This window comes from Streptomyces sp. YIM 98790 (assembly GCF_011421595.1).
In the GTDB taxonomy this organism is placed as follows: Bacteria; Actinomycetota; Actinomycetes; order Streptomycetales; family Streptomycetaceae; genus Streptomyces.
On the sequence record NZ_WTLH01000007.1, the window covers coordinates 1 to 12871 of the forward strand.

Below are 12871 nucleotides of genomic sequence, written 5' to 3' on the forward strand. Positions count from 1 at the left end.
GCGGGTTCAGGGCCGCTGCGCGGCCCTGAAGAACCGCCCGCTTCGCGGGCGGCCCGGCGCGTTGCGCCGGGCTCCGGATTTCCGCTTCGCTCCAATCCGGGGAAGCGTGGGCCGGACGCTTCGCTTTCCGGCCCTGGGCTCCGCTTCGCTCCGCCCGAAAGGCGGCTGGCTGCAGAGGTGATGGTGCATCGTTTGGTGGGCCATGTGAAGTTACGGAAACGCGGTCACCACCCCTGACGAGACGGGTGCGGGCACGGCCGGCCCTGTGGTCCGATCGGGCGCGGGAGTGGCGGCCGGACACCGGGACCGGGTAGAGAAACCCGCCATGCTAACGGGCGCCTGTCTCGTGCTGGTTGGCTGCTTGCTCACCCTTTGGAGGTGTCACTGTATCAGGGCGCGCCGTTTGGCGTGAAGTTGAAGCAGAAGTGTGCATCATTCGCTAGCTCCATGTATTGTTACTGGAACAGCGCCACTCCCGGACGGGCTGATCCGGTGGTGTGTGGCCGGGGCTGAAGGTGACTGGACGGGGTCGCCGGGGCGGAATGATGGCTCGCGCGGTGAGCGGGTGCGGGCGGAAAATCACCGAGACGAGATGGGTGGGCTGATGGAGAAGGGGATGGTGGAGGTGCCGGCGGTGCTGCGGGCGGGGCCGCGGCCGTTGCTGCCGCATCAGACGGAGGCGGTGGAGGCGGCGGTGCGGGCGCTGGAGCCTGCGCCGGGGAAGCGGTTCCCGCGCAGGGGTCTGCGGGCGACGGTGGTCTCCGCGTGCGGGACGGGCAAGACGCTGATGGCCGTCCATGCTGCTGCGCGGCTCGCGATGTACGGCAGGGTCCTGGTCCTGGTGCCGACGCTGGATCTGCTGGCGCAGACCGTGCGGGAGTGGCGGGCCGAGGGCCAGCACGGCACGGCGTTCGCGGTGTGCTCGCTCGACGGCGACCCGGCGCTGTGGACGGCCGAGGTGCGCACCACCACCAGCGCGCAGCAGCTGGCGCTGTGGGCGGCCGGTGAGCAGCGCCTGACGGTGTTCGCCACCTACTCGTCTCTCGGGGTGCTGGAGGAGGCGCACGCGGGTCCCGGGTACGGGCTGGAGCGTTTGGCCGTGTGGGACCTGGTCTGTGTGGATGAGGCGCACAGAACCTCTGGTAGTTGGGGGAAGGCGTGGGCGGCGGTCCATGACCAGGAGGCGATCCCGTCCCGCCGGCGGCTGTACCTGACGGCGACTCCCCGGATCTGGCAGGAGCGGCCCTCGAGCGGGGAAGTGCGGGAGGGAATGCGGCCCGCGCTGAAAGAGGAAATGGCCGCGTCCATGTCGGATCCGAGAATCTTCGGGCCTATCTGCTATGAGCTCCCGCTGGCCGAGGCAATCCGGCGTGAACTCCTTGCGCGTTTTCAGATCGTGGTGCTGGAAATCCGGGACCATGAACTGACCGAGGCGCAGTTGCGGGGTGAGGACAAGAACAGCGAGGAGGTGCGGGGCAAGCGGATGGCGGCGGTGCAGACCGCCGTGCTGGAGGCCATGGCCGAGCACAAGTTGAAGACCCTCATCACCTTCCATCACCGCACGATGGAGGCCGAGGCCTGGGCCGCGGGCCTGCCCGGGGTGGCGGGCAAGCTCCACGCCGAGACCCCCGGCCGGCATCCGGCGAAGGACCGCATCTGGTCGCAGTGGCTGTGCGGCGAGCACGAGGCCGACTACCGGCGGGAGATCTTCCGCCAGTTCGCCGAGGGAATCGACCACCGGGGAATCCCGGTGCACCGCGCTGTGCTCGCGAATTGCAAAGTCCTCTCAGAAGGAGTTGATATCCGGGCGGTGGACAGTGTTGCCATCGTGGATCCGAAGAGTTCTGTGGTGGAGATCGTCCAGGCCATCGGGCGGGCCTTGCGCCAGAAGCCGAAGGAGGGCAAACTGGCGACCTTGCTGGTGCCGGTCTTCCTCGCTCCCGGTGAAAAGCCGGAAGACATGTACGCATCCGGGTCTTATCGGCCTCTGGTGAATGTGCTGAACGCTTTGCGGGCTCACGATTCCAAAATGGTGGAGATGCTCGCTATTCCGCAAGAGCGCACCGGGCCCGTGGAGCCCTCGGTGCCGCTCGGTCCGCCGCCGGAAAATGACGAGGAAGACGAGGGCAGGCTGCTGCTGCGGTTCTCCACGAAGCGGGACCCGGTCACGATCCGCCGGTTCGTGCGGATGCAGGTGATCGAGCCCGAGCGGGCAAGCTGGTCGCGCGGGTACGCGGCGGCCGTGCGCTACCACCAGGAGCACTCGGATCTTCGGGTGCCGCTGTCCTACCGCGAGCCCGGCACCGGCGCACCGCTGGGGCGATGGATCGCCGAGCAGCGGGCGGAGTACGCCGCCGGCCGCCTCGATGACAAGCGGATCGGGTGGCTGGACGAGATCGGGATGGTGTGGTCGGCGCCGGACCTGGCATGGGAGGAGAACCTCACCGCCTGCCGGGCCTGGTACGCGGAGAACGGCACCCTGGCCGCCCCGCAGACCGCCGCGGTGCTGGGCCGTGCCGTGGGCCAGTTCCTCACCAACTGCCGCCGCCCCGGCGGGCTGGGCAAAGACCCCGAACGCGCCGCGCAGCGCGCGGCCGACCTGGCCGCCATCGACCCGGAATGGAACCCAGGCGCCCTGGGCTGGACCGTCGAATGGCAGCGGATGTACGTCAAGGTGCAGACGTGCCTGGACGGCGGCGCGGAACTGGCCGACCTCCTCCCCGGTGTCACCCTCGGCGGCGAAGACGTCGGGCGGTGGCTCGCCCGGCAGACCGAACCGGAAGTGTGGCAGGCCCTGAACGCCGAGCAGCGGCGGCGACTGCAAGCACTGGGCGTGACACCGCCTGCCCGGCCCGCAGCGGGGCGTTCCGGGGCCGGGCGGCCCAGCGCCCGGGAACTGGCCTGGCAGCGCGGCCTGGAAGCCGCCAGGCGCTTCCTCGCCCGCGAGGGGCATCTGACCGTCCCCCGAGGGCACATCGAGCACGTCCCCGCCGATCCGACCGCCGAGGCCAGGGGCGCGGCCGGCGGCGGGGGCCAGGAGCAGGACCTGATGCCCGTGAAACTCGGCGTGTGGCTCTCGAACGTCCGTTCCAGGCGGGGGACGCTCACCCCGCAGCGCGCCGCGCAACTCAATCAACTCGGCATCCGCTGGGTGGGAATGACCCCTGGCCCCCGCTGACCTTGGGAGCCCCGGACGCCCGGGGCGGGGCTCCCGGCATTCGCAGAGCCGGTGCCGCTCTGAAAGCGGGAGATGGGGGCAGCACCGTGCGCAGCCCGGACGCGGCCGCGCGCCTGCGCTCATCCCGTGACCGGCGGCCCTGGCGGCGAAGCGGCGGCGGTGCGGGCCAGGTAGTCCTGCAGTTCCCGGTGCCGGAACTGGTAAGCGATCCCGGCAGTCCGCATCAGACCCGCCTCACAGCACCAGTCCAGAAACCGCCCCAGCCGCCACGGCAACCACCGGCCCGAGCGGCGGCGGGTGCACAGCAGGAACGCCAGGTACCGCAGCCGGGCCGATCCGAGCATGAGGGCAAGGGCGAGGGGGAGGGAGAGCACCCCCAGCAGGTCGCCGATCACGATGTTCTCCACCGCTGAGTCGCTGGGAGGGCTGTCCGGCTCAGGCGGGCCCACAAGGGCTCTGTCGGTGACCCCGTGGACCACCCGGTACCACGCATCGAGCATCAGCTCGCCAAGTCTCTCGACCGGTGGTCCGAGTTTTTCCTCCAGGAATGTGAACGCGAGGACGAGGGTCAGGATGGCGGCGAAGGCGGCGGCGAAACCGCCCACGAAGCCTGCGACGAATCCGGCCGTCAGGACGAGTCCGAAGCGGGAGACCTGCTCCAGCCATCTCGCGGTCAGGGGGCCGATCTCCGTGCCGATGTCGATGTCCAGTTGCGACTCCACCGTGCGGCGCAGGTTCCCGCTCGTGAGCAGCACGGCGAGCGCGGCCACCAATGCGCCAACAACAGCAAGCAGCATCAGCAGCAAAAAACCGGTCGTGGAGTCGGTGTTGGTCACGAGACCGGCTACTGCGCCCAGGGTGAATCCGCCGGCGGCTCCGGCGACCAGGCCGACAATGAGGTCGGCCACGAGAGTGGTACGGCCGGTGGGGTTGCGCAGGCGCCGCAGGTCTGCCCGGGCTGGCTGGGGCCAGTGATGGCTCCATGACGCGGTGAGGGTGAACACGGCAATCGCCGCCGCAAGGAGGAGGACGGGGATCCGGGCCGGGAAGGACTCCGAGGACAGCGAGGCGGGCAGCAGGGCCGCGGCAGGGAGCAGCCAGGTTGCGGCGGTCAGGGCTGTGTGGAGGACGCGGGGGCGGTGGGTGCCAGACAGGGGCCACAGTTCGTGGAGGACGAGGTCGGTGCCGGGCAGGCGGCGCCCGCCGACCCGGCGGCCGGTGGCGGTGTTGGTGTCCAGGTAGGCGGCCAGGACGGTCAGCCAGGTGCGGACCCGGTCCGGGGTGTACGGCGCGGGGCGGCCGGCGGCGGTGGGGTGGGTGGCGGCGGGGGTGAACAGGCCCAGCAGGTGGTCGCGGATTTTGTCCTCGGTGTCCAGGGCGGGAGCGAGGAGTTCGGCGGGGTGGCGGTCGACGGCGCCGTCCGCGCGGCGCCGCTCGTACACGGCAGCGGTGACTGTCAGCCGCCAGGGCGTGGACAGGGCGCGGGCCAGCGGGCCGTCCGGATGCTGGGCGAGCGCGTTCATGACCGGTTCCCAGCGGGCGCTACCGCCGGTGCGGGCGGCCAGGAAGTCCCATGCGGTCTCTGGTGCGACCGGGCGGATCTCGATCCGGGCGGCGTCTTTGGCCCACACCTCCTCCCTTTCCAGGGCTGTGTAGGGGGCGCTGCGGCAGGTGAGCACCAGCTGGCCCCGCCCGGCGCCGTCGAGCCAGGCGTTCATCGCGCGCAGCGCCGTCGAGGCGCGGGAGGCATACCCCGGGCCGGAGCCGGGCGCGGGGGCGTGGGGGTCCTCTTCCTGGTCCATCTCGTCCAGGCCGTCCAGCACCGGCAGCACCGCCCGGGCCGCCACCAGCGCGGAAGCCGGGCGGGCAGGCAGCCGGTAGTCGCGTACCAGGCGTGCGGCAATCCACCGGTCGAGGGTGTGGCGGCCGGGGTCGAAGGACGCCAGCGGCAGGCGCACCGGCACCGGCGCACCGGCGGCGGGGTCCTTGGGGAGCAGCAGGAGTATCAGGTGCAGGGCCAGGACGGTCTTGCCCGCACCGGGCGCTCCGGTGACCACCAGGCGGCCGGGTTTCAGGCGTTGGTAGTAGGCGGCGATCTCGGACAGGGTGCCGGCGGGGGCGGCGCCGGCGGCGCTGTGCGCGGGGGCGGGGGTGAAGGTGAAGGCCAGGTCGATGGCCTCGGTGCCGCCGCCCAGCAGCCGGTGATGTTCTGCCTGCTCGCGCTGCCTGACCGCCTCGGCCAGCTTGTACGCCCACCCGGCTGTGTCCGACTCCTGCCAGACCAGCGCAAGGTAGGCCATCCGGCCTGTCCACAGCGTGCCCGCCACTGTCACCAACGCGCCGGCGGGGTCGATATCGCCGGTACCGGCCGCCGGGACCAGCCACACCCCCAGCCCCACCGCCGCGGCAGCCAATACGACCGTGGCGCCCGCCCACGCCCACCCGAACCCACGCCCCGGCCCCATGCATCTCATCCTGGCCCCAACCGGTGCCGCGGGTAAGCCGCTTCACCCACCCGAGACCCGCCGGGGGCAACAGCGGCACAGCGGCGGCGTACCAGCGCTCAGCAGACCTGACCAGCGCGCACAAGACACGGTCGGTCCTGATCAACACTCCCTGTATCTGACAAAGCCGCAGGTCACGATCCTCTGACCAGGGGGTGGCATCCACACTCTCACACCGCAGAGCGGCCCCGTCACCACCCCGCACGAACTGATCAGCCCAGGTCACCCAGGCCCTGCCTGATCACATCGAACGCTCGCCGACAGCGCAGCTGAACACCCTCGGCATCCGCTGGGAGTGAACCCTGGCGCCGCTGTCTTCGGGAGCCCCGGACCGGGCGGTCCGGGACTCGCGGCGAACCGAGGCCCGACGCCATCCGAAAGCGGGAAGCGGAAGCCGGGAGGGGAAGATCGCACAGCCAGACCAGACCGGGCGCCGGCTCTTCGCTCACCTCGCCGACGGCCCTGGCGGCGAAGCGGCAGCAGCCCGGGCCAGGTGATCCTGCACCTCCCGATGCCGGAACTGGAAGCGCCGCTGTACCGCTCCGGGGCGGTCGACGCCCTGCCCACCGCCGACACGGGCACACCCCCAAGGGCGGGCGCGCCCCGCTCGCCGCGCTGGGTAGGGAGAACACCGTCCCGGCCTGAATAAGCCCGCCTCCCGCGGCACGGCCCGTTCTGGGCGTGCTGCAGAAGCCGGTTCCCCAGCTAGGCCCGGCCGGAGCAGCCATGAGGAACGAACCGGCGGCCGGCGGTTCAGCGACGGCGGTCGCCGTGGTGGGCACCCTTGCGATCAGCCGAACCCGCCCCCACCCCGGCGGGCAGCAGCAGAGGCGAGGAGCACGACCGTCAGGCCGAGGAGGCCCAGCCGTGCCTGGCGCCGCGCCGCGGAGGGTGCCGCACAGGAATGCGCGGGACCGGCACGGCAGAATCTCGCGCCGCCGGGCACGGGCGGTACCGAGGCGGGTCAGCTTGTGCCGGGATGGAGGGTGAAGCGTGGACAGAACATGCTCGCTTCTGGCTCTGAGCTGCTCCCATGCCTGCAGCCGAGCATCGACGTCGGGTTCGGGCTCGAGGGCGGGCGGCTGGCCCCAGCAGGCCGGCCGCTGTCACCATCGGCTCACCACGCCCGGCTTCCGCCGAATGGTCCGACCGCCCGTCACCCGGCATCCCGTATGGAGGTCTGCATGTCCACGCCTCCGGCCCTCACCCTTGGAGCCGGCCTCGCCACTCCCGGCCGTGTCGGGCCGCCTCGGTGCGGCCGAAGCGGCCGTCGTCATCGCCGCCATCGCTGCGGTGACCGTCCTCACCGTCCTGCAACGCCCGATCCCGCTCCTCCTGGCCGCGCTCGCCGTGGCTGCCTGCCTCCTGCTGATCCCCGGCCGCATGGGCCGCCTGCTCAGCACTCTCGCCACCGGCGGCCGCTGATGAGGTACTGCCCGCCCGGCCGGCCCTCTGGCCCCCGTCCCTCCCGCCTGCTGGCCGGCCCCTGTGCACTGGCCGTGCTGAAGGGCTGGCTGCGTGCGGCGAAGGGACGCATGACCTTCGACGCCCTCGCCCGCAGGGCGGCCAGGGCGGGCGGGCTGCCCATCTCCGCCTGCACACTGCGCCGCGCCCTGGACGGCCGACTGCCCACCCGGCACACCGTGCTCGCCTTCGCCCGTGCCGCCGACGCCGATGAACGGACAGCCGAGCGGCTGTGGAAGGCGGCCGCCGACACCGGCCGTCCGCTGCGGGTCCGCACTAGATACGTGCCGGGCCGGATCACCACACCAGCCGGACTCGCCAAAGCCATGCAGCGCCTGCGCACCGAGGCCGGGAACCCGACCTACCGCGTACTGGCCGCCGCACCCGAAGCCCAAGGGCAGCTCTCCCGCAGCGCACTCCGTCTCGCCCTGACCGGCCAGCGTCTGCCCAGCGAGCGGCTACTCGTTGGATTCGCCGCAGCCTGCCACCTCAGTCCAGAGATCACCGACGCCCTCCTCACCGCCCGGGCACGCATCCTCCACGGACCGCCCCGGCAGCCCGCCTGCCCCTGCGCGGCCGCCGAGGAAGCCGAAGAACGCCGCCGACGCGACGCCGCCGCCCGCCCCTGGCTCCAAGGCCCAGAAGCAAGCGCAGACCACCGCCGGTTCGACAACCTCACCGACGAAGACATCGCCGCCTGGGAAGCCGAACTCCGAGCAGCAGCACCCGGCCCCAGCCCAGCCACCTGAGACCACCGGCACCGGATACCGCATGAGAGCAGCATGCGGGTCAGCCAGCTGGGGTGCTTGCCCCTGCACGTCGGCACCGCCCCGTGGGAGCGAGGCGGCTTGTGAGCCAGGGCGGGGCATGATGGCGGGCATGAGCACCGCCGTCGGCACCATCTCCGTCACCGCCCGCGCCCCGTTCGGCACCAAGGTGGGTATCGACGGGGAACTCAGGCCGCTAAGCGGGCCAAGGCCCTCGCCGCCGAGGAACGCTGGAGCACCGACGGACTCACCGGACGCCGGGCCGCCGCCGTGCGGGCCGCCTGGCAGCAGCACTGCGCGCAACTGCGCGAGCGGGGGGACTGGGGGAAAACCTCGACATCCTGATGGCCGTAGCGGTACGGGCCGAACTCGCGGACCGGGGGTGGGATGGCGACTGGCCGCCGCTGCCGGCCGAGGCGCTTCTCCCCGGCCGGTGGCCCGGCAGCCAGGACGGGGCCTGGCCCGAGAAGATCCCGCTGCGGCTGCCCGCCCCGCTGGTGGACAGGGTGCGGTGCGCCTGCCGGCACACCAGCGCCGAAGCTGTCACCGCCCTGCGGGACTGGCGGGACCAGTGTCCGGAAGCGCTGCCGAAGAAGGCGCGGCGCGCCGGGCGGGGGGACCAGGTGCTTGGAGGAATACCAGCGGCTCGCCGCCCAGGTCACCACCGCCGGCCACATCTGGCGCGCCGCCCTCCGGCGCGCACTCGACGAACGCGCATCCACCATCCGAGGCAGGGAAGCCCGCCCAGCAGAATGCTGAACTCGATATGGCGGGCCACCATGTTGAATGAAGACCAGCACCACGATGTCGTTGTTGTCCCCCACCGAGGGCCAGGCCGGCGCGGGCCGGAGGAGTGGCGGCAGGTACGGCTCGGCACCGGCCGCGCCGATGGTGCCCAACCTGACTCCCACGGGCGGGGCGGGTGAACGGCCCCGGGGCGCGGTACCGTCCGCAGCGCGCTCCCGGGTCCGTTCCGCGGCCTTCAGCCGGCTACCGGGGCACCCTGGGGTCGCGTGCCGGGATGGATGACCTGGTAGCGCAGCAGCACATTGTCCGAGCCGTCCCCGCGGCGGGTGTCCAGCAGCCGCAGCGGCGGAACCTGCCCGGCGGCGAAGGCCGGGGTCCCGCCGCCGAGCACCGCGGCGCCCACCATCAGGTGCAGTTCGTCGACCAGCCCCGCGGCGAGCAGGCCGTTCCAGACCTTCCGGCTGCCGAAGGTCAGGATGTCCTGCCCGGGCCGGTCCTTGAGGTCTGCCACGGCCTGTTGCACCTCGCCGCGGCGCACGAGCACCGTGGTGTCCTCCCAGGGAGCGGTGTCGTCCGCGGTCAGCGAGTCCGAGACGACGACCTTCTGGATCTCGTTGTTGCGCCGGCCGGTTTCCCGGTGCACGTCTGCGACGCGGGGGTCGGCGGCGACGGCCGGAGAGAGCTCCGGGTTGTCCGCCACCGCGGGCCAGTACCCCTGGAAGGCCTTGTAGGTCGTCGCGCCCAGCAGCAGGGTGTCGGCGTGGCGGAGCCGTTCGAGGTTGTGGGCGTTGAAGAAGTCGTCCATCGGCAGGGCCATGCTGTTCCCGCCGGAGCCCTCACAGCAGCCGTCGAGCGACATCATCATGGAAACGACGAGCTTGCGCACGGTGTACCTCACAGGATCGGTTTTCGGGCTGTCATCCCTTTGAGAGACACCGGCGAGGCCAGATTCATCGGTGGGGCAGAGAAAACTCCGCGGGGACCGGGAAGGAGCGGTGCAGCGCGGGGTCGACGAACCCGGCGATCCAGCAGATCCGCCCGCCTCTCAGGTTCAGCACGGTCACCGCACCCGGCCGGTACCGCTCTCCGTCGTGCTGGTAGCAGGCGAGGGCCGGCTGCTCGTTCGCGGTCAGGGGCACCACCCGCCACGGCGTGGCGAACACGCGTTCGCCCAAGAAGCGTCCCACGTGGGCACGGCCGTCGAACCATGCGGGCAGCGGCGGCATGGTGAAGCGGACGTCCTCGGTCAGCAGCTCCAGCAGGGCCGGGACGTCGGCCCGTTCCCAGGCCGACACGAACGCGTCGACCAGGTCGCGGCAGCCGCCGGGGCCCAGCGCGGCCAGCTCCGCCTGCTGGGTGCGCTCCGGCGCCCGCCGTGCGACCGCCGCCCGGGCGCGCTGCAGGGCGCTGTTCACCGACGCCGGTGTGGTTTCAAGGATGCCTGCGGCCTCGGCGGCGGTGAACCCGAGCACCTCCCGCAGGATGAGCACCGCGCGCTGGGTGCCCGGCAGGTGCTGCAGCGCCGCGACGAAGGCCAGCTCGACGCTCTCCCGGCGCAGGCAGGCCGCCGCCGGGTCGAGGTCCTCATCGCCGTCCGGGCCGGCGGGCCAGGGCTCCAGCCAGACCGGACCGGCCACCGGCTCACCCAGGTCGTGGGGGTCGGAGCAGGCCGGACCGTGCTCGAACGACAGCATCCGGCGTGGCCTGCGGGAGGACAGCCGCAGACAGGCGTTGGTCGCCACCCGGTAGAGCCAGGCCCGCAGCGAACTGCGCCCCGCGAAGCCGGACAGCCCTCGCCATGCCCCCAGCAGCGTCTCCTGGAGTGCGTCCTCGGCGTCCTGGACCGAGCCCAGCATCCGGTAGCAGTGGGCGTGGAGCTCGCCACGGTAGCGCTGCACCAGCCGTTCGAATGCCGCCTCGTCGCCCTGCTGGGCCTCGGACAGCCACTGCGCCTCCGGGTCGGCGTTGCTCTCAGCCATGTACCCATCCTGCCGGTGAGGCGGTCCGAGCGGCTCCAGCCCGCACGGCCACGCCCCGGGTGTGCGTGGGCCCTGCCGGCAGCGGCCCCGCAGGCGGCGTTGCCGGGTTTGCGGTCGGGGTCGCGGCATCGCCGCGGTGGAGCCGACCGAGCGGGATGTCCGGCGCACGCAGGATCTGCTCCGCCCGCTCTCCCGGCGGCCTCACCGCGGCCCTCCGGCAGCCCGCCGGGGCGGGCGGCGCCAGGGGCCCAGCGCGGCCCGGCCGGGCGCCCAGTGGGGGTGGCAGGCGATGCGGGCGGAGAGCAGCACAAGGCGGCGGCGCAGCGCCGTGGTGGCGGGCGGGGCGGTGGCCAGGTGCTGGCAGGTGGAGCGCCAGGTGGCCCGCAGCCGGTCCAGGTCGGCGGGGTCCGGGGGCGGGGAGGCCGGTGGTCACCATCCCCGTATTAGATCAGACGTTCGTTTTACGGCGGGTGGGAAGGTTCCTCCGGGCTGGTCACCTGAAGGGGGCGCTGCGGCGTGGGTGGGGCGGTCGTTGCGCGGGTGTGGGGCAGGCCGGTGGTGCTGCGGGCGGGCTGGTGCCGCCGGTGGGGGTGGCGGTGGCCACCGCGGTGACCGCGATGCCCCGGGGCCCGGCGCGGGGACCTGGCGTTCGAGCCGAAGCCGGACGGGCACCGCATGGTGGTGTTCCGCACGGCGGGCGGGGTGCTGTTGCAGACCCGCTCCGGGCGCCTGGCCGGCGGGCTGTTCCCGGACCTGACCGGGCCGGCGATGGCGCTGCCGGCGGGGACGGTGCTGGACGGCGAGGTGGTGGTCTGGCGGGAGGGCCGCTGTGGTTCCGGGGCGGTGCAGCGGCGGGCGCTGTCCGCCCCCGGGCCGGGCCGCCGCCCTCGCCGAGGTACTGCCCGCCTCCTACGCCGCCTTCGGCCTTCTCGCGGAGCGGGGGAGGATCTGCGCCCGCTGTCCTGCCGCCGGCGGCGTGAGCGGCTGGTCGCGCTGCTGGAGCCGCTGGGCCCGCCGCTGCAGGCGGTGCCGAGGACCACCGGCCGGGAGCTGGCGCGCACCTGGTACGGCACGATGGGCGCGGCCGGGGCGGAGGGCCTGGTGGTCAGGCCGGTGGGCGCCCCGTACCGGGCCGGGGCCAGGGGCGGGTGGAAGAAGCGGCGGCACGCCGACACCCTCGACGCGGCCGTCACCGGCGTCAGCGGCGCCCCGGCCCATCCGCGCGCCCTGGTCCTGGGGATCGTGGGTGATGTGCGGCGGGCAGGGAGCGAACGAGAAATCGCGCACGCGGTCAGGAGCCCGTCGGCGTCAGGTCCTGCAAGCCCACCACCCGCAGCAACTGCAAGCGCTCGTAAGACTCCGTGCCCGGGCGGGCCGTGTGGATGACGAGCTGCTGGTTGTGGTCGGAGTTGACGAGGACCTCGCAGTCGAGTTCGAGGATGCCGGTCGCAGGGTGCCGGAAGCGTTTCGTGGCGGCGCGGCGTACGGCGACCTCGTGTTCGTCCCAGAGGCGGGCGAACTCCTCGCTCGCGGCGCGTAGTTCGGCGACGAGGGCGGCGGGTCCGGGGTCCGTGGGGCGGGCCGAGGCCACTGCTCGCAGGCCGGCCACCTGCTCGCGGGCGCGCTCCGGGCGGTCCTCGGGTGGGAACAGGTCTCGGGCCGCCGGGTCCAGGAAGAAGCGGCGGATCATGTTGCGTCCTCGGGGCGGGCGGGCGAGGACGTCTCCGCTCAGTGCCCGCGACAGTGCGTTCTGGGCCAGGATCTCGCCGCAGTCGGTCGCCACCATCGCCGGGGTGTCGTGCAGCCGGTCCAGCACCAGGAGCAGGCCCGGGCGCACGTGCGTGCCGGTCGCCTCCCGGCGCGGGGGCTGTTCACCGGTGAGGTGGAACAGGTGGTCGCGTTCGTCCTCCGTCAGGCGCAGGGCGCGTGCCAGCGCGGTGAGCATCTGGCGGGACGGGCGCGGGCCCCGGGACTGTTCCAGCCGCGTGTAGTAGTCCACGGACATGCCGGCCAGCTGGGCCACCTCCTCGCGGCGCAGCCCCGGCGTACGGCGCCGCCCTCCGGCCGTGAGACCCACGTCGGAGGGGTCCAGGCGGGCGCGGGCACGGCGCAGGAAGTCGGCGAGTTCGGCACGGTCCACCTCTCCAGGGTGCGGGACGCCGGCCGACTTTATCCAGGGACTCCCGATCCCCTGATGAAGAGGTCCCTCCCGGACGTCGCCGCATCCGCCGA

The 12871-nt window shown here is 72.8% G+C and carries 8 protein-coding genes; 4 read left to right on the forward strand and 4 right to left on the reverse strand.

What is annotated here, in order from left to right; genetic code table 11:
- The first annotated feature begins 592 nt into the window (after window positions 1-592).
- A complete protein-coding gene (locus GQS09_RS02330) occupies window positions 593-3178 on the forward strand; it encodes a DEAD/DEAH box helicase (RefSeq protein ID WP_243761054.1) in 2586 nt (861 codons plus the stop codon).
- A 119-nt stretch (window positions 3179-3297) separates the two neighbouring features.
- On the opposite strand, the gene GQS09_RS02335 is transcribed toward GQS09_RS02330, so the two are convergent.
- Window positions 3298-5478, reverse strand: coding sequence for an NACHT domain-containing protein (locus GQS09_RS02335; RefSeq protein ID WP_165984271.1), 2181 nt, complete (start codon window positions 5476-5478; stop codon window positions 3298-3300).
- A gap of 1440 nt (window positions 5479-6918) precedes the next feature.
- Between GQS09_RS02335 and GQS09_RS02340 the strand changes: the two genes are divergently transcribed.
- Both GQS09_RS02340 and GQS09_RS02345 read left to right on the forward strand, forming a co-directional pair.
- The gene (locus GQS09_RS02340; RefSeq protein WP_165984272.1) at window positions 6919-7107 is read left to right on the forward strand and encodes a hypothetical protein; all 189 of its coding nucleotides are present in this window, start codon (window positions 6919-6921) and stop codon (window positions 7105-7107) included.
- A gap of 110 nt (window positions 7108-7217) precedes the next feature.
- Window positions 7218-7895, forward strand: coding sequence for a hypothetical protein (locus tag GQS09_RS02345; protein ID WP_165984273.1), 678 nt, complete (start codon window positions 7218-7220; stop codon window positions 7893-7895).
- A gap of 1000 nt (window positions 7896-8895) precedes the next feature.
- Here the strand turns inward: GQS09_RS02345 and GQS09_RS02350 are convergent.
- Window positions 8896-9558, reverse strand: coding sequence for a dihydrofolate reductase family protein (locus tag GQS09_RS02350; RefSeq protein ID WP_207957380.1), 663 nt, complete (start codon window positions 9556-9558; stop codon window positions 8896-8898).
- 52 nt (window positions 9559-9610) lie between these two features.
- Window positions 9611-10639, reverse strand: a complete 1029-nt coding sequence (locus GQS09_RS02355; protein ID WP_165984274.1) for an RNA polymerase subunit sigma-70 — start codon at window positions 10637-10639, stop codon at window positions 9611-9613.
- A 675-nt stretch (window positions 10640-11314) separates the two neighbouring features.
- Here GQS09_RS02355 and GQS09_RS02360 point away from each other — a divergent pair.
- On the forward strand, window positions 11315-12025 hold the full coding sequence (locus GQS09_RS02360) for an ATP-dependent DNA ligase (protein WP_207957381.1): 711 nt from the start codon (window positions 11315-11317) through the stop codon (window positions 12023-12025).
- Here the strand turns inward: GQS09_RS02360 and GQS09_RS02365 are convergent.
- Entirely contained in the window at window positions 11931-12779 is an 849-nt protein-coding gene (locus tag GQS09_RS02365) for a helix-turn-helix domain-containing protein (protein WP_165984275.1), read from the reverse strand. The genes GQS09_RS02360 and GQS09_RS02365 overlap by 95 nt on opposite strands.
- Window positions 12780-12871 lie beyond the last annotated feature (92 nt).